Below are 21,012 nucleotides of genomic sequence, written 5' to 3'. Positions count from 1 at the left end.
CCCGTTTTTATATTTCGACCATCCATTTAAAAATCAATTCGCGCCACTCCTCCATCTGAACTCAATCCAAACCCACCCTCAGGACAAGAAAATTCATCGACAATACTATCCAACTCTCTTCTCGTTATCTGAATCGGAAAATTCTCTTCGCGCCCCACCAATAACTTCTGAACAATTAATTCCAGATTGGCAGACCAACCTATTACTCCCCTAACTTGCTCATCACTTAATGCTTTCAGCCTTTCCAACTTTCTCACCTCATTGCAATCTATAGTTGCAATCGAGCAACAAGCCGAAGACCTTTTCCTAATATTAACTGACCCATTTTCTAATTTTGCGAAAACATCACCGATAGAATAAGGCATTATCTTTACTCCAAAACAGAACAACATCAGCTATTTTTAGCTCCACCCTCATCCAACGCAAGTCTAGACTATTGAATTTATACCAAATACTTCGTAAATACTTTATTTCATTCAGATGAGTTACAAACGCCATGCTAGTAATCATAAATTAGCCCTCAGTGCAGAAAACCTGCAAACGCCGCCATCCCTCGGCCGATCGCCTTGTCGCGGTGCTGGACGCGGTACAGCGTCCGGGTCAGCCGCGGCAGGTCGGCGTCCACCTCCACCACGCTGCCGGCGGCCAGCAGATCGGCCACCACGTGCCGCGACAGGCAGCTGACGCCCAGCCCCGCCGCCACCGCATGCTTGATCGCCTCGGAATGGCCCAGCTCCATGCTGATCGATAGCCGCATCAGGTGCGGCAGCAGCACCCGCTCCACTTCCTCCCGGGTGCCGGAACCGGCTTCGCGCAGTATCCACTCCGCCTCGGCCAGCTCCGCCGCCGCCACCTTGCGGCCGGCCAACGGATGCGACACGGCGGCGAACACCAGCAACTCGTCCTGCCGCCAGGGACTGGCCAACAGTTCCGGATGGTGGCACGGCCCCTCGATCAGGCCGAAATCGACGCGGAACGCCGCCACCGCCTCGACGATGTCGCGGGTATTGGCCACCTCCAGCTCCAGCCGCGCCTGCGGCCAATCCCGGCGAAAAGCGGCCAGCAGCGGCGGCAGCAGGTAGTTGGCGATGGTGGTGCTGGCGCCGATGCGCAAGGCCAGCCCGCCGCCGTCGAACAGGCCCTGAACGTCGCCGGCGGCGTCCAGCAGCGCGCGGGCGCGCGGCAGCAGCAGGCGGCCGTGCTCGTTGATCAGCAGCCGCCGCCCGACGCGGTCGAACAGCTTGGCGCCCAGCCCCTGCTCCAGCTTGTCCAGCGCCTGGCTGGCGGCCGACTGCGTCAGCGCCACCCGCTCCGCCGCGCGCGTCACCGTGTCCAATTCCGCCACCGCGACGAACACCTCTAGTTCCCTCAGGCTGATGCGCAGGCTCATGCCGGCTCCTAAGCAGTTTTATTAATGATATCTATTAATTTTATCCGTTTTTTTACTTATCAACAGTGGCGTATCTTGGACATATACCAAAGAGGCATTAGCATATGACCAATTATCGCAACCTGATTCCCGGCCTGGCGCTGTCGCTGGGCCTGGCCGGCGCGGCCATCTGGGCCGCGGAGCTGCCGGCGATGAAAAGCCTGGGCCTGTCCGCCCTCACCCTCGCCATCGTCGGCGGCATGATCGTCGGCAACACTGTCTACCGTTTCATCGCCGAGCCCAGCCACCACGGCGTCACCTTCTCCAAGCAGAAGCTGCTGCGCGCCGGCATCATCCTGTTCGGCTTCAAGCTGACTTTCCAGGACATCGCCGCCGTCGGCTTCTCCGGCGTGCTGATCGACGCGCTGGTGCTGACCTCCACCTTCCTGCTGGCTTTCTGGCTGGGCCGCAAAAAACTGGGCCTGGATGAGCAAAGCGTGATCCTGATCGGCGCCGGCAGCTCGATCTGCGGCGCGGCCGCGGTGCTGGCCACCGAGCCGGTGATCAAGGCCCACGCGGAGAAAGTGGCCGTCGCGGTGGCCACCGTGGTGGTGTTCGGCACCGCCGCGATGTTCCTGTGGCCGCTGATGTACGACGCGGTGCGCCACCTGGGCATCTCCGAATTCAGCTACGGCCTGTTCGCCGGCTCCACCATCCACGAAGTGGCGCAGGCCGTCGCCGCCGGCAAATCGGTCAGCGACGCGGCGATGAACACCGCGGTGATCACCAAGATGATCCGCGTGATGATGCTGGCACCGTTCCTGATCGGCCTGTCCGCCTGGCTGGCCGCCAAGCACAGCGGCGGCAAAACGCAGAAGCAGCCGATCTCCATCCCCTGGTTCGCCGTCGCCTTCCTCGCCGTGGCCGGCTTCAACTCCTTCGACCTGCTGCCGCGCGCGCTGCTGCAACAGATCATCTCGCTGGACAACCTGCTCTTGGCCGCCGCGATGGGCGCGCTGGGCCTGACCACCCACATCTCGGCCATCCGCCAGGCCGGCGCCAAGCCGCTGCTGTTGGCCAGCGCGCTGTTCGGCTGGCTGATCGTCGGCGGCGGCCTGATCAACGCCGGCGTCGCGGCGCTGCTGCATTGACGCCCCTCCACGCCAAGAAAGTACGCATGAAAAAACGCCCGGCGAAACCGGGCGTTTTTCTATGCCGAGCCGCCAGGGCTCAACATGGGCACTTCTTCACGCTCTTGCCGCCATAGCGCTGCTCCTGGCAGTAGCGGAAGAACGCCTCGCGGCTCATCACCTGGGCCTCGGGGTCGAAACGGCGGCGGCTGCTGACATAGACGTCGTAGTCGCGCTGTCCCACCATCAACCGGGCGGTATGCACCACCGCCCGCCACAGTTCAGCCATTGGCGCCTCCCTCCCGGTATACCGCCGGCACTTCCTTGGCCGTCACCCACTTCACCGCCAGCGACTTGCGGATCACCTGGATGCCGAACACCAGCATCGCCAGCACCACCGCCATGAACAGCGCGGTCAGCGTGGCGTCCACATAATCATTGAAGATGATCTGCTGCATTTGCGCCATATTCTTCGCCGGCGCCAACACCTCGCCCTTGGCGGCGGCGGCGGAGAACTTGTCGGCGTGGGCCAGGAAGCTGATCTTGGGGCTGGCGTCGAACAGCTTTTGCCAGCCGGCGGTCAGCGTGGCCAGCAGCAGCCAGACGGTGGGAAGCGCGGTCACCCACACGTAGCGCGTCTTCAGCATTTTCACCAGCACCACGGTGGCCAGCGTCAGCGCGATGCCGGCCAGCATCTGGTTGGCGATGCCGAACAGCGGCCACAAGGTGTTGATGCCGCCCAGCGGGTCCACCACGCCCTGGTACAGGAAGTAGCCCCAGGCAGCGACGGCGAGGCCGGTGGCGACGAAGTTGGCCGCCCAAGACTCGGTGTTGGCCATCGGCTTGATGAACACGCCCAGCAGGTCCTGGATCATGAAGCGCAGCACGCGGGTGCCGGCGTCTACGGTGGTGAGGATGAACAGCGCTTCGAACAGGATGGCGAAGTGGTACCAGAACGCCATCATGGTCTTGCCGCCGATCACGCCGGACAGGATGTGGGCCATGCCCACCGCCAGCGTCGGCGCGCCGCCGGCGCGCGACAGCACGGTATGCTCGCCGACGTCGGCCGCCAGCTGGGTCAGCGCGTCCGGCGTGATGACGAAGCCCCAGCCGGAGATCACCTGGGCGGCCTCCGCCGCGGTCTTGCCGATCAGGGCCGCCGGGCTGTTCATCGCGAAATAGACGCCCGGGTCCAGCACGCAGGCGGCGATCAGCGCCATGATGGCGACGAAGCTTTCCACCAGCATCGCGCCGTAGCCGATCATGCGGGCGTGGGATTCGTTCTCGATCAGCTTGGGCGTGGTGCCGGAAGCCACCAGCGAGTGGAAGCCGGACACCGCGCCGCAGGCGATGGTGATGAACAGGAAGGGGAACAGGTTGCCGGCGAATACCGGGCCGCTGCCATCGATGAACTTGGTGACGGACGGCATGTGCAGCGGCGGCGCCACGATCAGGATGCCGATGGCCAGGCCGACGATGGTGCCGATCTTGAGGAAGGTGGACAGGTAATCGCGCGGCGCCAGCAGCAGCCACACCGGCAGCACCGAGGCGATGAAGCCGTAGCCGATCAGCGTCCAGGCCAGCGTGGTGCCCTTCAGCGTGAACAGCGGCGCCAGCGTCGCGCTCTTGGCGACGTCCCCGCCGTAGACGATGGCCAGCATCAACAGGATGAAGCCCAGCACCGACACCTCGCCGATCTTGCCCGGACGGATGAAGCGGGTGTACACGCCCATGAACAGCGCGATCGGAATGGTGCAGGCGATGGTGAAGGTGCCCCACGGACTGTCGGCCAGCGCCTTGACCACCACCAGCGCCAGCACCGCCAGCAGGATCACCATGATCATCAGCACGCCGATGGAGGCGATCACGCCGGCGATGTCGCCCATCTCCTGGCGTATCATCTCGCCCAGCGACTTGCCGTCGCGGCGCATCGACAGGAACAGGATGAGGAAGTCCTGCACCGCGCCCGCCAGCATCACCCCGACCAGGATCCACAAGGTGCCCGGCAGGTAGCCCATCTGCGCGGCCAGCACCGGGCCCACCAGCGGGCCGGCGCCGGCGATGGCGGCGAAGTGGTGGCCGAACACCACCCACTTGTCGGTGGGCACGTAATCGAGCCCGTCGTTGAATTTCTCGGCCGGTGTCAGCCGACGCGCGTCGAGCTCCAGCACTTTTTCGGCGATGAAGCGGCCATAGAAGCGGTAAGCGATCGCGTAGACCGACAAGGCGGCCACCACCAGCCATACCGCGTTGATCGTCTCGCCGCGGTTGAGCGCCATCACGGCGAAGGCCGTCGCCCCCGCCAGCGCCACCAGCAGCCAGACCACGCACTGTTTGACCTGTTGCATAAGGAAGTCCCTGTTCTCTCTATTTCTCCCGGCGCTTGCGGCGGCAGCCCATCTGTCCGCCGCGATCCGGCTTGGGTACTGCTGCTTTGATTCTGTCGGCATAGCCGCCGAAACACAAGCCTGCCAGCCCGAACGGCCCGTGTTACTATTTTTGCTGGGAAATCGGGATACCTCGCAATGCCACAACACATTCTGATTGTCGAAGACGACGCCAGACTGGCCGAACTGATCGCCGCCTACCTGACCAAGCACGGTTACCAGGTCAGCCTGCACGGACGCGGCGACACCGCGCCTGCCTTCATCCTGGAAACCCGTCCGGACCTGGTGGTGCTGGACGTGATGCTGCCGGGCAAGGAAGGCTTCGACGTCTGCCGCGATGTCCGCCCCCACTACGGCGGCCGCATCCTGATGATGACCGCGCGCGACGAAGACGTGGACGAGATTCTGGGCCTGGAGCTGGGCGCCGACGACTATCTGGCCAAGCCGGTGGAACCGCGCCGGCTGCTGGCCCGCATCCGCGCGCTGTTGCGCCGCAGCGGCGGCGCCCGCCAGGAGAGCGGCGGCGTCGCCATCGAAAACGACGGCATCATCTTCGGCCAGTTCAGCATCAGCCAGGCCACCCGCGAAGCGTTGCTGGGCGACGAGCAGATCGAGCTGACCACCGCCGAGTTCGACCTGTTGTGGCTGCTGGCCACCCACGCCGGCCAGGTGCTGTCGCGCGACGACATCATGAGCGAGCTGCGCGGCATAGGCTTCGACGGCCTCGACCGCTCGATCGACGCCCGCATCTCGCGGCTGCGCCGCAAGCTGGGCGACAATCCGGACGCGCCGGCGCGGATCAAGACCGTGCGCGGCAAAGGTTATTTGTTTTCTCGCAGCGACTGGGAATAGCTGATGCCGTCCAAGAACCTGCGCGGCTGGCTGCGCCCATCGCTGGGAACGCTGTTCGCCCGCTACTTTCTGATCACCATGCTGATACAGCTGTTGATCATCATCGGCTTCGGCTTCCTGGTAACCAAGCTGTACGAGAAGAGCGACCAGGCCGGCAAGACCCTGTTCATGCGCGGCACCGTGACGTTGATCCAGGACAGGCTGCGGGAGCAGCCGCCGCAGCGCTGGAACGCCGAGCTGGCCTCCATCGCCAGCCGCTTCAGCTACCCGATCCGGCTGCTTGACCAGCCGCCCGCCGAGCTGGACGACAAGGCGCTGGCGGTGCTGGGCCACGGCCAGTCCTACCTCGACGCGGACAGCCAAATCCTGTACGCGTCCGCGCCGTCGCGCTCCAGGCTGCTGGCGCTGGGGCCGCTGGACATGCAGTCCAGCGACAGCAACTGGATCAGCGAAGACATCGAGGTGCTGCTGATCTGGATGTTGCTGTCCGGCGCCACGCTGGGCACCCTGCTGTACTTCATCCTGCGCCCGCTGTGGACCGACCTGCTGGAAGTGCGGCGCACCGCCGAAGTGTTCGCCGAGGGCGATTTCAGCGCCCGCGCCCGCTCGGCCAAGAGCCGGCTGTTCGCGCCGCTGCCGCTGGCCTTCAACAGCATGGCCTCGCGGCTGGAGCGCCAGCTGGAAACCCGCCAGGCGCTGTCGCACGCCATCGCCCATGAAATCCGCACGCCCATCGCCCGGCTGCGCTTCGGCCTGACCATGCTGGAGGAGGAGGAAGACCCGACGGAGTGGAAGCGCTACCGCGACGGCATGGAGCGCGACATGCTGGAACTGGAAGAACTGATCAGCACCAGCATGGAATTCGCCAAGCTGCGCCGCAGCGAGGTGCCGCTGCACCTGGAAACCGTGGACCTGTTCGACTGGTTCGACGACCTGATCGACCTGGTCACGCCGCTGAAGCCGCCGCACTTGTCGCTGTCGCTGGAATGCCCGCGCGAAGACGGCGCCTTCGACCGCAAGCTGATGTACATCGCCACCCGCAACCTGCTGCTGAACGCGTTCAAGTACGCCCACTCGCAAGTGAGGATGCGGGTCTATCACCAGGGCTCTCAATTGATCATGGAAGTGGACGACGACGGTTGCGGCATCCCGGAGGAAGACCGCGACAAAGTGTTCGAGCCCTTTCTGAGGCTGGACCGCAGCCGCGACCGCGCCACCGGCGGCCATGGCCTGGGCCTGTCCTTCGTGCGCTTGATCGCCGAGCACCACCACGGCCACGCCAGCGCCGGCTCCAGCGAGCTGGGCGGCGCGCGTTTTCGCATGATCATTGCGCAGCCGGCCCCTTGCGGGCAATAAGTCACTCATTGTCACAAAGCATCGACAGGAAGCCCACAGACCGCTCGCCGCCATTTGCCGATAATCCCCATCATTAGAAATGATAGGAATATGCAGAATGGTTTCCTCACGACCGGCGGCGTTGCTGGTGCATGGACTCGGCGGCACGGCCTATGATCTGGGCGCGCTGGGCCGCACCCTGGAAGACGCCGACATCGTTACCCACTCCCCGGTGCTGCCCGGTCACGGCGGCTCGCCGGAAGACCTGCTCGGCGTAGGCTGGGAGGATTGGGTGGAAAGCATTCGCGCCGAATACCGCGCGCTGAAGGCCAAGCACAAAGTGGTTCACCTGGCCGGAGTCTGCCTGGGCGGCCTGGTGGCGCTGGAAGTGGCGCGCCGCGAGAAGCATCAGGACAAGCTGGCGCTGTACGCGCCGCCGGTGTTTCTGGACGGCTGGAGCCTGCCCAAGCTGACCTGGCTGCGCCACGCGGTGTATCACGTTCCCCGGCTGGCCAAGAAAATGCGTGTGCCAGAGGTGTCGCCGTTCGGCATCAAGAACGCCCGCATCCGCAAGGCGATCCAGCAGCGTTTCGAGCGCGGCGACCGCTTCCACTACGCCTACATCCCGCTGATGTGCATCCGTGAAGTGGACCGCCTGCGCCGCCAGTTGCTGCCGCGTCTGGCCGAAATCACCTGTCCCACGCTGATCGTCCACGCCGACGAGGACGACATCACCAGCCCGCGTTCCGCCCACCACCTGATGCAATACCTGGGCGGCCCGGTGGACTTCATGCCGCTGTCCAACAGCTATCACATGGTGATGGTGGACAATGAGCGCGCCGAAGTGCTGCAGCGCAGCCTGAAGTTCTTCAACAGCCAACCCAAGCCGACGCAACCGGTCGAGCAGGCCTGCGGCTGGACCGCATTCGCGGCGGCCTGAGGCCTCCCTCCCCAACAAACAAAACCGCCCGCAACCTGCGGGCGGTTTTGTTTGCGCCCGGATCCTAGAGACAAGTCCCGGCCAACCTCTTCATGACAAATTGTTCATGTAAGTCCTGTTTTACATTTAGTTACAGAACCTACTCTCACCCTCATCACAAGCCAGACAAATCCGCCGCGTTCTTCCTAGAGAATGTTTACTCTATTAATAAAACCTAATGATTAAAATGAAACACATCATTATCGCATCCGTGTTGAGCCTGTCCGCCCTGACCGCCCACGCCGCCGACAACGGCGCCTACGTGTTCGGCAACCTGGGATACAACACCAGCAAAATGAAAATGTTCGGCGATACCGGAGGCGTGCAACTGCAAAACAACAAAGCGGGCGGCGCCAGCTGGGAAATCGGCGCCGGCTACCGCATCAGCCCCTACCTGGCGACCGAACTGTCCTACGCCGATTTCGGCAAGATGCAAGGCGACATCGCCACCCCTCGCGGCACCCTCACGCCGTCGATTGCTCTGCGCGCCGAGCGCGTGGCTGTCCTCGGCATTCTGCCGGTGGCGGACAATCTGGAAGTGTTTGGCAAACTCAGCCTGAACAATGTTCATGCCGACACCAAGCTGCAGGGTCCCGCGGGCGCCATCTCCGAGAAGAAAAGCAATGTCAAAGCCGGCGTAGGCTTCGGCGCCAGCTACGCCGTCAACAAGAGCTTGTCCGTGCGCGGCGAATACGAATACATCGCCGCCCGTTACCAGGCAGGGGACGATGCAGGCCTGAAAACCAATGGCATCAATCTGTTCAAAGCCGGCCTGAGCTACCAGTTCTAAGCCGTGCCGATTGCCCGCCGCCCGGCGGGCAATTTTCATTCCCCCTCCGCCTCATCGCCGCGATGCCGCCTCTGCTACAATCTGCCCCAACTTCCTTGCGAGACAGATTCCACCATGAGCCACCCGCATAGCGACGCCGTCAAATCCTTCCTGCTGGACCTCCAAGACCGCATCTGCGCGGCGCTGGAACAGGCCGACGGCAAAGCCCAGTTCGCCGAAGACGCCTGGAACCGCGAAGCCGGCGGCGGCGGGCGCAGCCGGGTGCTGAAGGATGGCGAGATGTTCGAGCAGGCCGGCGTCAACTTTTCCCACGTCCACGGCGACGCGTTGCCAGCGTCCGCCACCGCGCACCGGCCTGAGCTGGCCGGCCGCCGCTTCGAGGCGATGGGCGTGTCGCTGGTGATACACCCTTCCAATCCGCACGTGCCCACCAGCCACGCCAACGTGCGCTTCTTCATCGCGGAAAAGGACGGCGAGGCGCCGGTGTGGTGGTTCGGCGGCGGCTTCGACCTGACCCCGTATTACCCGCAAGAAGAAGACGCCGTGCACTGGCATACGGTGGCGCGCGATTTGTGCGCGCCGTTCGGCGGCGAGGTCTATCCGCGCTACAAGAAATGGTGCGACGAATACTTCCACCTGAAGCACCGCAACGAGGCGCGCGGCATCGGCGGCCTGTTCTTCGACGACCTCAACGAATGGGGCTTCGACCAGAGCTTCGCCTTCACCCGCGCGGTCGGCGACGGCTATCTGGACGCCTACCTGCCCATCGTCGCCCGGCGCAAGGAACAGGCCTGGGGCGACCGCGAACGCCAGTTCCAGCTATACCGCCGCGGACGCTACGTCGAGTTCAACCTGGTCTGGGACCGCGGCACGCTGTTCGGCTTGCAGTCGGGCGGCCGCACCGAATCCATCCTGATGTCGATGCCGCCGCTGGTGCGCTGGGAATACGGCTACCAGCCAGAGCCGGGCAGCCCGGAGGCCAGGCTGTACACCGACTTCCTGCCGCCGCGCGATTGGGTGTGAGTCGCCGCCGGTTACAAACGGGCAACGCACAGGGGCCGGCGGATCGGTTATCCTAGCCAGTTCGCTTTTTGACCGATTTCGATCGACGATTCCGGAATACCGATGCACACCACCAAGGCCACCGTCGTGCCGCGCGCGCAGGAGATCGCGCTGTGGCTGCTGTTCGCGCTGATCTGGTTCGGCAGCCTGGGCTACCGCGGCCTGATCCATGCCGACGAGGGCCGCTACGCGACGATCTCGCTGTTCATGCTGCACAGCGGCGACTGGATCACGCCCCGCCTCAACGGCCTGCTCTATTTCGAGAAGCCCATCCTGCAATACTGGATGGGGGCGCTGAGCTTCGCCGCCTTCGGCGTCAACGAATTCGCCGCCCGCTTCTGGCCGGGACTGACCGGCTTCCTCAGCGTGGCGGCGGTGTCGCTGACCGCGCGGCGGCTGTGGGGCATCGACGCCGGGCGCTACGCGGCGTTGGCCGCCGGCGGCATGGCCTGGATCGTCGCCAACAGCCATTTCCTGTCGCTGGACATGGGCGTCAGCTTCTTCCTGACGGTAGCCTTGTGCGGCTTCCTGCTGGCGCAGCGCGAGGAGGCGGCCCGCGAGGAAACCGGCTGGGCGATGTGGCTGACCTGGGCGGCGATGGCCGGCGCGGTGCTCAGCAAGGGCCTGATCGGCCTGTTGATCCCCGGCGCCACGCTGGTGCTGTACAGCCTGGTCAACTGGCAATGGTCATTCTGGAAACGGATGCACTGGCTCAGCGGCCTGGCGCTGTTCTTCGCGCTCACCGCGCCGTGGTTCGTGCTGGTTTCGGAGCGCAATCCGGACTTCGCCCACTTCTTCTTCATCCGCGAGCACTTCGAGCGCTTCCTCACCACCGAGCACAAGCGCACCGGCGCGCCGTGGTATTTCGCGCCCTACTTGATCCTGGGCCTGCTGCCGTGGACCACGCTGCTGCCGCGCGTGGTCAAGGATGCCTGGGCCGATCGGGGACGCAGCCTGCGCGTCGGCCGCCTGCTGCTGATCTGGTGCGTGTTCATCTTCGCCTTCTTCAGCAAGTCCAGCTCCAAGCTGCCGTCCTACATCCTGCCGATGTTCCCGGCGCTGGCGCTGATGCTGGCGCACAGCTTCAGCCGCATGGCGCCGGCCGAATTGAAAAAGCACATCGTTCTGCCCGCGCTGCTGTGGCTGGCGCTGCTGGCAGCCTGGCCGTTCGCTGGCCGCTTCGCCAGCGTCGACTCGCCGCCGGACGTGATCCTGCCCTTCGCCCATTTCATCGCCGCCGGCGCGGCGGCGTTCCTGATCGCGGCGGCCTTGGCCTGGCGCGCGCTGGGGAAGCAGCGGATGCTCGCCGCCCTCGCCGCGCTGTCCTTCGGCAGCCTGATCGCGGTGACGCTGGCGGCCAGCGGCCACGACAGCTACGGCCGTCTGAAGGGCAGCAAGGAGATCGTCGCACAGATCCAGCCCTACCTGACGCCGGACAGCGAAATCTACTCGGTCCGCTACTACGATCAGACCTTCCCCTACTATGTCGGCCGACCGGTGACGCTGGTGGACTTCGTCGACGAGTTCGAGTTCGGCGAGGGGCAGGAGCCGCAACGCTGGATGCCGCGCCTCGAACAATTCGCCGCACGCTGGCGCGCCGCGCCCAAGGCGGTGGCGATGCTGGGCGACGACACTTACCGGGAATTGCAAAAGCAGGGCCTGCCGATGAAGGTGATCTACCAGGACCCGCGGCGGATGGTGGTGGCGAAACCGTAACCCCTCCCTGGCAGAGACTGGGAAGCAAGCTTTGGATATGAATGAATGAAACTGATTGAATTCGGATTGATACTGTTCGGCGTGCTGCTCAACGCCGCCGCGCAGCTGTGTTTGAAAGCCGGCGTGCGCCAGATCGGCCACTTCGACTTCTCGCTGGCCAACGCCTGGCCGACGGCCTGGTCGCTGGCCACCAACCTGCCCATCATCGGCGGCCTGTCCTGCTACGCGATCAGCGTGGTGGTGTGGATCATGGCGCTGTCGCGGGTAGAAGTCAGCGTCGCCTACCCGATGCTGTCCATCGGCTACGTGGTCAACGCGCTCCTGGCTTACTGGATGTTCGGCGAAGCGCTGGCCGCGCAGAAGCTCGTCGGCATCGCCGTCATCATCGTCGGCGTGGTGCTGGTCGCCCGCAGCTGATTTTCGCAAAGGTCCGACATGGAATTCCTGCCCTTCACCCGTCCCGCGATAGACGAGGACACCATCGCCGCCGTCGGCGACGTGCTGCGCTCCGGCTGGATCACCACCGGTCCGCGCTGCCAGCAGTTGGAAGCCGAGCTGTCGGCCTTCTGCGGCGGCCGCCCGGTGCGGCTGGCGGCGTCGGCCACCGCCGCGCTGGAAATGGCGCTGCAGATCGCCGGCATCGGTCCCAGCGATGAAGTCATCACCTGCCCGCTGAGCTGGATCGCCACCGCCAACGTCATCATGAAGGTGGGCGCGACGCCGGTGTTCGTCGACGCCGACCCGGCCACCCGCAACATCGACCTGGCCAAGATCGAAGCCGCGATTACGCCGAACACCCGCGCCATCATCCCGGTGGACCTGGCCGGCCTGCCGGTGGACCGCGACCGGCTGTACGACATCGCCCGCCGCCACAAGCTGCGGGTGGTGGAAGACGCCGCTCAGTCCATGGGCGCCGGCTGGAACGGCCAGGCCATCGGCCGCGGCGGCGACCTGGTGTCGTTCAGCTTCCACGCCAACAAGAACATGACCAGCGGCGAAGGCGGCTGCCTGGTGCTGAACAACGCGGAAGAGGCGCGACTGTTCGAGAAACTGCGGCTGCAAGGCGTCACCCGGCTGCCGGACGGCACCATGGACGTGGACGTGCTGGGCGGCAAGGCCAACATGACCGACATCGCCGCGGCGATCGGCCTCGGCCAGTTGAAAAAGCTGGATGGCTTCAACGCCCGCCGCCGCGAGCTGGCCCGGCTGTATTTCCAGCATTTCGACCGCTCGCTGGGCTGCGAACTGCCGCCGGAAGACTTTGTGAACAGCAACTGGCACATGTTCCAGCCGCTGTTGCCGCTGGAGCGGATGCGCGTCAGCCGCGGCGAGTTCATCGCCCGGATGAAGGCGGAGAACATCGGCGTCGGCGTCCACTATCCGGCGATGCACCTGTTCGCGCTGTTCCGCGACAAAGGCTACGCCGAAGGGCAATATCCAGTAGCCGAAGACATCGGCGCCCGCACCGTCACGCTGCCGCTGTTCCCCGCGATGCGCGACGAAGACGTGCTTCGCGTCTGCCAAACCTTCAGCGCCGCGCTGCGCGCCGTTTTACACTGAGATACATGAATACCGACATCAATCTTTCCGTCGTCATCCCGGTCTACAACGAGCAGGACGTGCTGCAGGCGCTGTTCGACCGCTTGTACCCGGCGTTGGACGCGCTGAACCTGCGCTACGAGATCGTGTTCATCAACGACGGCAGCCGCGACAAGAGCGCGGCGATGCTGGCCGACCAGTTCTCCCAGCGCCCCGACGTCACCCGCGTGGTGCTGTTCAACGGCAACTTCGGCCAGCACCGCGCCATCCTCGCCGGCTTCGAACACAGCCGCGGCGAGCGCGTGGTGACGCTGGACGCCGATCTGCAGAATCCGCCGGAAGACATCCGGCTGCTGCTGGCCGAGATGGACAAGGGCCACGACTACGTCGGCTCCATCCGCCGCCAGCGCAACGACAGCATGTGGCGCCACCTGGCCAGCCGGGCGATGAACCGTCTGCGCGAGAAGCTCACCCGGATCAAGATGACCGATCAGGGCTGCATGATGCGCGCCTACAGCCGCCGCATCATCGACACCATCAACCAGTGCAACGAGCTGCATACCTTCATTCCGGCGCTGGCCTACCAGTTCTCGCAGCACCCGACCGAGATCGTCGTCGGCCATGAGGAGCGCTTCGCCGGCGAGTCCAAGTACTCGCTGTACAGCCTGATCCGGCTGAACTTCGACCTGATGACCGGCTTCTCCATCGTCCCGCTGCAATGGTTCTCGCTGATGGGCATGGCGGTGTCGGCCGGCTCCGGCCTGCTGGTGGTCTACCTGCTGCTGCGCCGGCTGATCCTGGGGCCGGAAGTGGGCGGCGTGTTCACGCTGTTCGCCCTCGCTTTCTTCCTGATCGGCCTAGCGCTGTTCGGCATCGGCCTGTTGGGCGAGTACATCGGCCGCATCTACCAGGAAGTGCGCTCGCGCCCGCGCTACGTGATCCAGGCGGTGCTGGAGCGGAAAGAGAGCCAGGCATGAGCCGCGCCGTCGTCTTCGCCTACCACAACGTCGGCGTGCGCTGCCTGAAGGCGCTGATCGGCCGCGGCGTCGAGGTCGCGCTGGTGGTCACCCATCAGGACAACCCGAACGAGAACATCTGGTTCGCCAGCGTGTCCCAAGTCGCCCGCGATTACGGCATCCCGGTCATCACGCCGGACGATCCCAACGCGCCGGAAGTGGTGGAGCAGGTCCAGGCCTGCCAGGCCGATTTCCTGTTCTCCTTCTACTACCGCCACATGCTGAAGGCGCCGCTCTTGGAGGCCGCCCGGCGCGGCGCGTACAATATGCACGGCTCGCTGCTGCCCAAGTACCGCGGCCGGGTGCCGATCAACTGGGCCGTCATCCACGGCGAGACCGAAACCGGCGCCACGCTGCACCAGATGAACGTCAAGCCGGACAACGGCCCGGTCGTCGACCAGATGGCGGTGCCCATCCTGCCGGACGACTCCGCCGACGAGGTGTTCGCCAAGGTGACCGTCGCCGCCGAAATGGTGCTGTGGCGCAGTCTGCCCGGCCTGATCGCCGGCGACGCGCCGCACGTCCAGCAGGATCTGAGCCTGGGCGGCTACTTCGGCGGCCGCAAGCCGGAAGACGGCCGCATCGACGCGCTGGCCTCGGCCGAGCGGCTGCACGATTTCGCCCGCGCGCTGACCCGGCCGTTCCCCGGCGCTTTCGCCGACACCGCCGCCGGCCGCCTGCTATTGTGGAAAACGCTGCGGGCGGGCCGCGCGGCGCCGGCTGAACGCGCCGAGCTGCGCTGCGCCGACGGCCGCTTGTGGCTGCATTGCGCCGACGGCGGCCGCCTGGCGGTGCTGGAAGCCGAGCTGGCCGGCCAGCCGCTGACCGCCGACAACTTCGCCGCCCGCGTCGCCGCCGACGCGCTGGCGCTGTGAACCGATTACCGAATTCGATTTTCCGCCCGCGGGCGGTTGAGGACATCCAATGAAAAAAGTACTGATCCTGGGCGTGAACGGCTTCATCGGCCACCACCTGACCAAACGCATCATCGAGACCACCGACTGGCACATCTACGGCATGGACATGCACGATGACCGCGTGGCCGAGTGGAAGGACCACCCGCGCTTCCACTTCTTCGAAGGCGACATCACCATCAACAAGGAGTGGATCGAGTACCACGTCAAGAAGTGCGACGTGGTGCTGCCGCTGGTAGCCATCGCCACCCCGTCCACCTACGTCAACAACCCGCTGCGCGTGTTCGAGCTGGACTTCGAGGCCAACCTGCCCATCGTCCGCCAGTGCGTGCAGTACAAGAAGCACCTGGTGTTCCCGTCCACCTCGGAAGTGTACGGCATGAGCCAGGACGCCGAGTTCGACCCGGAAAACTCCCAGCTGGTCTACGGCCCGATCAACAAGCCGCGCTGGATCTACGCCTGCTCCAAGCAGCTGATGGACCGCGTGATCCACGCCTACGCGATGGAAGAAGGCCTGAACTACACGCTGTTCCGCCCGTTCAACTGGATCGGCGGCGGCCTGGACAACATCAATACGCCGAAGGAAGGCTCCAGCCGCGTGATCACCCAGTTCCTGGGCCACATCGTCCGCGGCGAGACCATCAAGCTAGTTGACGGCGGCCACCAGAAGCGCGCCTTCACCTATGTCGACGACGGCATCAGCGCGCTGATGAAGATCATCGAGAACAAGGACGGCAAGGCCTCCGGCCAGATCTACAACATCGGCAACCCGGTCAACAACTACTCGATCCGCGAACTGGCGCAAATGATGCTGGACCTGGCGCGCGTCTATCCGGAATACCAGCTGAACGCCGACAAGGTGCAAGTGGTGGAAACCACCTCCGGCCAGTACTACGGCAACGGCTACCAGGACGTGCAGAACCGCGTGCCGAAAATCGCCAACACCATGGCCGATCTGGACTGGAAGCCGACGGTGACCATGGCCGACGCCTTGCGCGGCATCTACGACTACTACCGCGACCAGGTGGCGGCCAGCCGCGACCTGTCGGAGTAAAGCACTACCCGGCAGGCCGATCAACGATATATAGCGGATAGTTGATCGGCAGCCACCTTAAGCCCCTTTGGCCCGAGCCGGTGAAACACTCTTGGGCCGGGGGCCTTTGAGCCGCCGTTTTTTTGATCGGCGGCGCCTGGCTCAAGAGTGTTTCATCGGGGTTTCTCGGGCCGTAGGGGTCGCCTGGGATTGCTAAGGGGCTGGCGAGACAGCCCCTTGCCCGTCCGGCGGGCGGAACCGCCATCGAAATCATCGTCCGCGCAGCGGACTCCATTTCTTTCCGCTATCGAACCGTCCCTGAAGAAAAGCGTTCTCTCCACACCAATCGAATCTTTCCTTCACGCGCCGCCACATCAAGATCGTCCCCTACTCCCCAACCTGGCCGCAACGCTTCCAAGCCGAGCGTCAGTCGATCCTGTCCGCCCTCGGCCCGCTAGCCGACTCCTGCGCGATCGAGCACATCGGCAGCACCGCCGTGCCCGGCCTCGCCGCCAAACCCATCATCGACATCATGCTAGGACTGCCCGCTCTCAACGACATAGCGCCGTATATCCCGGCTCTGAAATCGGCAGGCTTCCATCTTCAGCCGCAGATGGCCGCCGCCATGCCGGATCGGCATTACTTCGCCAAACCGGCCGCCCATCCGCGCGAAGTCCATCTGCACGCGGTGGCGCTGGACAGCGCCTTCTGGAGCGACAAGCTGGCCTTCCGCGACGCGCTGCGCGCCGATGAACCACTGGCCGGGCAATATGCCGATCTGAAACGGCAACTGGCGTACGATCACAGTGGCGACCGCGCCGCGTACACTGACGCGAAGAGCGGATTTATCGCCTCCGTGTTGGCGATGGCGGCCGGAAAACCGCACGGCAAGCCCGCCGCGCGGTAAACTCGCCAGCGATTCCGAATACTTGAACCTGCCATAACAATGAAAAAACTCGCCCTGAAGATAGACGTCGACACCTGGCGCGGCACCCGCGAAGGCGTGCCGCGGCTGATGGAGGCGCTGAAGCGGCATGACGCCGGCGCCACCTTCCTGTTCAGCCTGGGCCCGGACCACACCGGCCGCGCGATCAAGCGCGTGTTCCGCCCCGGCTTCCTGTCCAAGGTGTCGCGCACCTCCGTCGTCGAACACTACGGCATCCGCACGCTGCTGTACGGCACCGTGCTGCCGGGCCCGGACATCGGCCGCCGCGAGGCGGCCCTGCTCCGCGGCGTGCGCGACGCCGGCTTCGAGGTAGGCATCCATTGCTGGGACCACATCAAGTGGCAGGACTACGTCGCCGGCAAGGACGCGGCCTGGACCCGCGCCGAGATGCACAAGGCCGCCCGGCGCTTCCGCGAGATCTTCGGCGAGGAGGCCCGCACCCACGGCGCCGCCGGCTGGCAGATCAACGACGCGGCGCTGGCCTACCAGCAGGAGCTGGGCATGCGCTACGCGTCCGACGGCCGCGGCAGCCACCCGTTCCAGCCGCTGGACGCCGCCGGCCGGCCGCTGGGCGTGCCGCAGCTGCCGACCACGCTGCCGACGCTGGACGAGCTGATCGGCCTGGATGGCCTGAGCAACGACAACGTCCACGAGCGCCTGCTGCAGCTGACCGAGGCCGAGACCGCCACCGGCCACGTCTACACGCTGCACGCGGAGCTGGAAGGCATGCGGCTGATGGAAGTGTTCGAGCGCCTGCTCGCCGGCTGGAAGCGGCAAGGCTACCAACTGGTCAGCTGCGCCGATCTGTTCGACAGCCAGGATCTCGCCAAGCTGCCGTCCGGCCGGGTGGTGATGGGAGAGATTCCCGGCCGCAGCGGCACGCTGGCGCTGCAGGCCTGATCCGCCTTGCCGAACGCCCCGTCCGCGCGGGGCGTTTTGCATGGAAGGGCTATGCTGAAAGCCTACCCCTACCGGAAACGCCGTCATGGACATCGCCAACCTCGAACGCCTTCTGCTGATCAGCCTGGCCTTCCACTACGCCGTGTTGATCCTCTGGTTCTGTCTGTTTTTCTTCCGCCGCGGCTGGCTGTACCGGCTGCACAGCCGCTGGTTCAGCCTATCCGAGCCGGCGTTCGATCTGCTCAACTACGGCGGCATCGGCCTGTACAAGATCCTGGTGTTCGTGTTCAACCTGGCGCCGCTGCTGGCGCTGTGGCTGACGGCGCGCTGAGGCTCGCCGCCATTCGGCAAACGCCATCATCCCCGACGCTTGCCTGCCTGCCGCTCGATGGCAGAGTCAGGAACACGTCATCTCACAGGCCTCAGGATCAATACGCGCTGGCAGGGATTGTAACTTCAGCACGTCATGGCGATGCGGTGCCAATTCCGGTTTTGACCAGCGGCGCCAAGCCTCGCCGCTTTCTTAGCTCTCCTGCTGCCGATACCGGGCCATTTCCCACCACCCCGTTCTCCATCCCTAGCCAGTCTGGCCAGCTCCCACATTCATGGCCTTCCATGTGATACCCATCGCGGCTCGCAGCCATCCAAATATTTACATGGGTTAATTTTTAAAAATAAAATATTCTTTCCGCTTGCCACTCTTGATGGAGCATGCACATGCTTAATGCGATCAGCCCATCGTCCTCCCCGATAACGACAAGCTCGCGCAGCGAGGCGGCCAAGCCCGCCGCCGCCAATCCGGCGAACGCCTCAAGTCCAAGCAGCGTGGAGACGCAGATCTCTCCGCTCGCCCGCTTGCTCGGCGAGAGCATGTCCCTGATGCAACAGCGTGAAAGCGCGCTGAGCCGCGGCGAAATGGCCAGCATCGCCGACTCCGCGCTGAATGCGATTTGCGGCCCGGGCTACGACGCGCTCAAGTCCGTCCATTACCAGCAAAAACCATCCGATCCCGATCCGGCCAGACAAAAACTGGCGGCCGACGCCAACGCATTTCTCGAGGCGGATGGAAAAAACAGCCAACACGCGCTGAACCCGTTTGCCGGGCTCAACCGCGAGGAGCTGGATGCGGTGGCATCAGACGATAGCGGCCGCTACACCGTGAATGAACGACGCGCCGCTTATTTGGAGGCTTATGACATGGAACAGGCCTGGCGCCGGCAAGTCATGGCCGCTGGCCAGGCTGAGCGCGAGGCCACGGGGTCCCGGCGTCATTTCTACGAAGAAATATTGAATCATTACCAAGCCTTGCCCCTGCTGGAACAATCCCTCTATCCGGCAAGCTACAGCCAGAAATTACAGGCCCATATCCAGAGAGAGCCGGCCGTCGTAAACGACGGTTTCGACTGGCACCAAAAATTCCCCCTAGCCGCCGACGACAAGACCCCCAACTAAGCAACTGACAAACAGACGATATGCACAAGATCACGCTTGCCGCTGTACTGCTTGGATTAAGCTCCAGCATCGCCCTTGCCGGCCCGACCGTTACCGTCACCGTCAAAAACCAAGGCAAAACCGATGTCCGATACCAGGTGATCGGCAAAAATGAAATCGAAACCCAGGCGAACGCCTCGCCGAAACCCGTCTCCGTAGTGCCGGCAGGCCGCAGCGACACTTACTATATCGCCAGCCCGCTCAGCCCCGACGTCAACTACGCCTTCGTTCGCTACACCGACGGCGCGCGCCAGTGCGAATTCCGCACCACCTTCGTCAATGTGCCCAAGCCGGGCGGCCTGTTGAACAATGGCGTGATTCCCAAAGTGCCGCAGTGGAACAAGACCGCCACCGGCAGCGGCGGCGCGTTCTGCAATGCCGAGATCACCTACTACAACATGGCCACGCTGGAGTGGTCGGTCGAGTTCACCATGCGCTGAGGCGCGTAGCCGAACAAACGCAAACGGCGACGGTCTCGCGACCGCCGCCGTTTTTGTTGCCGCCGGAGCCGGCTTACAGCTCGCGCTTGTTCAGGAACAGCGTCAGGCTGAGCCCGCCCTCGCCGTCGTTCTGCGATTGGATGTTCTTCAAGGTGATGCCCGACGGCAGCAGCACGCTGATGCCATGGCCGACGCCGTAGCGCGACAGCGTCTTCTCCAGTTGCTTGGCCACGCCCTTGGCCGGCAGCCTGGCTTCGTCGTCCAGCTCGAAGCCGTACGACTCCGCCGCGCTGCCCAGCGCCACTTCCACCTGCTCGCGCGGCACGAAGCGCTCGGCGGCTGCGGTCAGCGCCTTGGCCTGCACCTCCTCCGGCTGGCTTTCCACCAGCTGCAGCAATTCGTCCTTGAAGCGCGCTTGTTGCATCGGGTCTTCAATCTCGCCCGACAGCTGCTCCACCACGCTGGCCAGCATCTTGCTGCTGGACGCCTTGTCCGGCACCCGCAGCGCCTTCAGGAAATCGTCCAGCCAGAACTTGGCCTCGCGGCTCAGGCGGTCCACCGCGTACACCGTCGGGCCGTGCTCCAGAATCAGCGCGCCCTTGTCGATCAAACGCGGATTGATGCCGGAGGCGTGGCTGATGTCGAACACGCCGGCGCCGTCAATGATGGTGAGGAAGTCGTCGCGGATCTCGGACTTGAACACGCCCAGCGCGCGCATGTCGCGGTCGCCGTCGGACAAGCCGGCGAACTGGATCACCAGCAGGTCGCCGGCGCTGATGTTGGGGTGCTGCGAGCGGCCGTACAAATGCTTGGCGATGCGCTGCGACACCTCGAGGAAATCCACCTCGCCGCGGAAGAACTGGCGGGTGTAATGGTAGATCTCGTTCAGGTTGAGATCGGTCTCGTGGACGAACTGGTGCTTCTTGCGATCGGAGACGATGCCCTTCAGATAGCCGTCCAGCAACAGGCCGGAAACCGCCTCGTCCACCATCGTGGTGCGCTCGGACAGCTGCAGCGGCTCGCCGCGCGTCGGGTTGCCCACCCGGTGCACCACCATGCACTCCACTCTAGATTCCGCTATCACCATCGCCGCGCTCCCGCAAAAGAATGCGC

Annotated in this window: 22 protein-coding genes; 17 read left to right on the top strand and 5 right to left on the bottom strand. The window is 64.4% G+C overall.

Annotated elements, in window-relative coordinates:
* Nucleotides 1-26: 26 nt before the first annotated feature.
* Together VL52_RS24400 and VL52_RS05740 are read right to left on the bottom strand one after the other, a co-directional pair.
* Nucleotides 27-365, bottom strand: a complete 339-nt coding sequence (locus VL52_RS24400; RefSeq protein ID WP_144410168.1) for a hypothetical protein — start codon at nt 363-365, stop codon at nt 27-29.
* Between the two features lie 155 nt (nt 366-520).
* Nucleotides 521-1,390, bottom strand: a complete 870-nt coding sequence (locus tag VL52_RS05740) for a LysR family transcriptional regulator (RefSeq protein ID WP_082113644.1) — start codon at nt 1,388-1,390, stop codon at nt 521-523.
* Nucleotides 1,391-1,494: 104 nt separating this feature from the next.
* Between VL52_RS05740 and VL52_RS05735 the strand changes: the two genes are divergently transcribed.
* Entirely contained in the window at nt 1,495-2,520 is a 1,026-nt protein-coding gene (locus tag VL52_RS05735; protein WP_046156144.1) for a YeiH family protein, read from the top strand.
* Between the two features lie 79 nt (nt 2,521-2,599).
* Here VL52_RS05735 and VL52_RS05730 read toward each other — a convergent pair whose 3' ends face one another.
* Together VL52_RS05730 and VL52_RS05725 are read right to left on the bottom strand one after the other, a co-directional pair.
* Nucleotides 2,600-2,788, bottom strand: coding sequence for a YbdD/YjiX family protein (locus VL52_RS05730; RefSeq protein WP_021476892.1), 189 nt, complete (start codon nt 2,786-2,788; stop codon nt 2,600-2,602).
* A complete protein-coding gene (locus tag VL52_RS05725; protein WP_046156143.1) occupies nt 2,781-4,847 on the bottom strand; it encodes a carbon starvation CstA family protein in 2,067 nt (688 codons plus the stop codon). Before VL52_RS05725 ends, VL52_RS05730 begins: the two co-directional genes overlap by 8 nt.
* A gap of 177 nt (nt 4,848-5,024) precedes the next feature.
* Here VL52_RS05725 and VL52_RS05720 point away from each other — a divergent pair, with 177 nt between their 5' ends.
* The 16 genes from VL52_RS05720 to VL52_RS05640 all read left to right on the top strand — a co-directional run bounded on the left by VL52_RS05720 (nt 5,025) and on the right by VL52_RS05640 (nt 19,899).
* Entirely contained in the window at nt 5,025-5,738 is a 714-nt protein-coding gene (locus VL52_RS05720; protein ID WP_046156142.1) for a winged helix-turn-helix domain-containing protein, read from the top strand.
* Nucleotides 5,739-5,741: 3 nt separating this feature from the next.
* Nucleotides 5,742-7,094: an ATP-binding protein gene (locus VL52_RS05715; protein ID WP_046156141.1), complete on the top strand. Its 1,353-nt coding sequence runs from the start codon at nt 5,742-5,744 to the stop codon at nt 7,092-7,094.
* A 97-nt stretch (nt 7,095-7,191) separates the two neighbouring features.
* Nucleotides 7,192-8,013: an alpha/beta hydrolase gene (locus tag VL52_RS05710; RefSeq protein WP_046156140.1), complete on the top strand. Its 822-nt coding sequence runs from the start codon at nt 7,192-7,194 to the stop codon at nt 8,011-8,013.
* Nucleotides 8,014-8,239: 226 nt separating this feature from the next.
* The gene (locus tag VL52_RS05705) at nt 8,240-8,842 is read left to right on the top strand and encodes an outer membrane beta-barrel protein (protein WP_046156139.1); all 603 of its coding nucleotides are present in this window, start codon (nt 8,240-8,242) and stop codon (nt 8,840-8,842) included.
* Between the two features lie 114 nt (nt 8,843-8,956).
* Entirely contained in the window at nt 8,957-9,865 is a 909-nt protein-coding gene (hemF, locus tag VL52_RS05700; RefSeq protein WP_046156138.1) for an oxygen-dependent coproporphyrinogen oxidase, read from the top strand.
* Between the two features lie 102 nt (nt 9,866-9,967).
* Complete coding sequence (locus tag VL52_RS05695; protein ID WP_046156137.1) at nt 9,968-11,620, top strand: ArnT family glycosyltransferase; 1,653 nt, start codon at nt 9,968-9,970, stop codon at nt 11,618-11,620.
* 45 nt (nt 11,621-11,665) lie between these two features.
* On the top strand, nt 11,666-12,037 hold the full coding sequence (locus VL52_RS05690) for an SMR family transporter (RefSeq protein WP_021476900.1): 372 nt from the start codon (nt 11,666-11,668) through the stop codon (nt 12,035-12,037).
* An 18-nt stretch (nt 12,038-12,055) separates the two neighbouring features.
* A complete protein-coding gene (locus VL52_RS05685; protein WP_046156136.1) occupies nt 12,056-13,180 on the top strand; it encodes a DegT/DnrJ/EryC1/StrS family aminotransferase in 1,125 nt (374 codons plus the stop codon).
* 5 nt (nt 13,181-13,185) lie between these two features.
* Nucleotides 13,186-14,136: a glycosyltransferase gene (locus VL52_RS05680; protein WP_046156135.1), complete on the top strand. Its 951-nt coding sequence runs from the start codon at nt 13,186-13,188 to the stop codon at nt 14,134-14,136.
* Nucleotides 14,133-15,050, top strand: coding sequence for a formyltransferase (locus VL52_RS05675; RefSeq protein ID WP_046156134.1), 918 nt, complete (start codon nt 14,133-14,135; stop codon nt 15,048-15,050). Before VL52_RS05680 ends, VL52_RS05675 begins: the two co-directional genes overlap by 4 nt.
* Nucleotides 15,051-15,099: 49 nt before the next feature.
* The gene (locus VL52_RS05670; protein ID WP_052717499.1) at nt 15,100-16,143 is read left to right on the top strand and encodes a bifunctional UDP-4-keto-pentose/UDP-xylose synthase; all 1,044 of its coding nucleotides are present in this window, start codon (nt 15,100-15,102) and stop codon (nt 16,141-16,143) included.
* Nucleotides 16,144-16,495: 352 nt separating this feature from the next.
* Nucleotides 16,496-17,029, top strand: coding sequence for a GrpB family protein (locus tag VL52_RS23760; protein WP_046156133.1), 534 nt, complete (start codon nt 16,496-16,498; stop codon nt 17,027-17,029).
* A gap of 39 nt (nt 17,030-17,068) precedes the next feature.
* A complete protein-coding gene (locus VL52_RS05660; protein ID WP_046156132.1) occupies nt 17,069-17,968 on the top strand; it encodes a 4-deoxy-4-formamido-L-arabinose-phosphoundecaprenol deformylase in 900 nt (299 codons plus the stop codon).
* 85 nt (nt 17,969-18,053) lie between these two features.
* Entirely contained in the window at nt 18,054-18,299 is a 246-nt protein-coding gene (locus tag VL52_RS05655; RefSeq protein WP_046156131.1) for a DUF6868 family protein, read from the top strand.
* Between the two features lie 386 nt (nt 18,300-18,685).
* Nucleotides 18,686-19,420 carry a hypothetical protein gene (locus tag VL52_RS05645; RefSeq protein WP_144410167.1) on the top strand — a complete coding sequence of 245 codons (735 nt, stop codon included), beginning with the start codon at nt 18,686-18,688 and terminating at the stop codon, nt 19,418-19,420.
* A 20-nt stretch (nt 19,421-19,440) separates the two neighbouring features.
* Nucleotides 19,441-19,899, top strand: a complete 459-nt coding sequence (locus tag VL52_RS05640) for a hypothetical protein (RefSeq protein WP_046156129.1) — start codon at nt 19,441-19,443, stop codon at nt 19,897-19,899.
* Nucleotides 19,900-19,972: 73 nt separating this feature from the next.
* Here VL52_RS05640 and VL52_RS05635 read toward each other — a convergent pair whose 3' ends face one another.
* A complete protein-coding gene (locus VL52_RS05635) occupies nt 19,973-20,986 on the bottom strand; it encodes a nucleoid-associated protein (RefSeq protein ID WP_046156128.1) in 1,014 nt (337 codons plus the stop codon).
* Nucleotides 20,987-21,012 lie beyond the last annotated feature (26 nt).

Source organism: Chromobacterium vaccinii, from assembly GCF_000971335.1.
Classification (GTDB): Bacteria; Pseudomonadota; Gammaproteobacteria; order Burkholderiales; family Chromobacteriaceae; genus Chromobacterium; species Chromobacterium vaccinii.
Note: the sequence above shows the minus strand (reverse complement) of the source record. Positions and strands in the feature narration are given on the sequence as shown.

What these genes read in the sequence shown, in the direction of transcription:
- VL52_RS24400 (WP_144410168.1), bottom strand. Translation starts at nt 365, where the DNA reads ATGCCTTATTCTATCGGTGATGTTTTCGCAAAATTAGAAAATGGGTCA.
- VL52_RS05740 (WP_082113644.1), bottom strand. Translation starts at nt 1,390, where the DNA reads ATGAGCCTGCGCATCAGCCTGAGGGAACTAGAGGTGTTCGTCGCGGTG.
- VL52_RS05735 (WP_046156144.1), top strand. Translation starts at nt 1,495, where the DNA reads ATGACCAATTATCGCAACCTGATTCCCGGCCTGGCGCTGTCGCTGGGC.
- VL52_RS05730 (WP_021476892.1), bottom strand. Translation starts at nt 2,788, where the DNA reads ATGGCTGAACTGTGGCGGGCGGTGGTGCATACCGCCCGGTTGATGGTG.
- VL52_RS05725 (WP_046156143.1), bottom strand. Translation starts at nt 4,847, where the DNA reads ATGCAACAGGTCAAACAGTGCGTGGTCTGGCTGCTGGTGGCGCTGGCG.
- VL52_RS05720 (WP_046156142.1), top strand. Translation starts at nt 5,025, where the DNA reads ATGCCACAACACATTCTGATTGTCGAAGACGACGCCAGACTGGCCGAA.
- VL52_RS05715 (WP_046156141.1), top strand. Translation starts at nt 5,742, where the DNA reads ATGCCGTCCAAGAACCTGCGCGGCTGGCTGCGCCCATCGCTGGGAACG.
- VL52_RS05710 (WP_046156140.1), top strand. Translation starts at nt 7,192, where the DNA reads ATGGTTTCCTCACGACCGGCGGCGTTGCTGGTGCATGGACTCGGCGGC.
- VL52_RS05705 (WP_046156139.1), top strand. Translation starts at nt 8,240, where the DNA reads ATGAAACACATCATTATCGCATCCGTGTTGAGCCTGTCCGCCCTGACC.
- hemF (WP_046156138.1), top strand. Translation starts at nt 8,957, where the DNA reads ATGAGCCACCCGCATAGCGACGCCGTCAAATCCTTCCTGCTGGACCTC.
- VL52_RS05695 (WP_046156137.1), top strand. Translation starts at nt 9,968, where the DNA reads ATGCACACCACCAAGGCCACCGTCGTGCCGCGCGCGCAGGAGATCGCG.
- VL52_RS05690 (WP_021476900.1), top strand. Translation starts at nt 11,666, where the DNA reads ATGAAACTGATTGAATTCGGATTGATACTGTTCGGCGTGCTGCTCAAC.
- VL52_RS05685 (WP_046156136.1), top strand. Translation starts at nt 12,056, where the DNA reads ATGGAATTCCTGCCCTTCACCCGTCCCGCGATAGACGAGGACACCATC.
- VL52_RS05680 (WP_046156135.1), top strand. Translation starts at nt 13,186, where the DNA reads ATGAATACCGACATCAATCTTTCCGTCGTCATCCCGGTCTACAACGAG.
- VL52_RS05675 (WP_046156134.1), top strand. Translation starts at nt 14,133, where the DNA reads ATGAGCCGCGCCGTCGTCTTCGCCTACCACAACGTCGGCGTGCGCTGC.
- VL52_RS05670 (WP_052717499.1), top strand. Translation starts at nt 15,100, where the DNA reads ATGAAAAAAGTACTGATCCTGGGCGTGAACGGCTTCATCGGCCACCAC.
- VL52_RS05660 (WP_046156132.1), top strand. Translation starts at nt 17,069, where the DNA reads ATGAAAAAACTCGCCCTGAAGATAGACGTCGACACCTGGCGCGGCACC.
- VL52_RS05655 (WP_046156131.1), top strand. Translation starts at nt 18,054, where the DNA reads ATGGACATCGCCAACCTCGAACGCCTTCTGCTGATCAGCCTGGCCTTC.
- VL52_RS05645 (WP_144410167.1), top strand. Translation starts at nt 18,686, where the DNA reads ATGCTTAATGCGATCAGCCCATCGTCCTCCCCGATAACGACAAGCTCG.
- VL52_RS05640 (WP_046156129.1), top strand. Translation starts at nt 19,441, where the DNA reads ATGCACAAGATCACGCTTGCCGCTGTACTGCTTGGATTAAGCTCCAGC.
- VL52_RS05635 (WP_046156128.1), bottom strand. Translation starts at nt 20,986, where the DNA reads ATGGTGATAGCGGAATCTAGAGTGGAGTGCATGGTGGTGCACCGGGTG.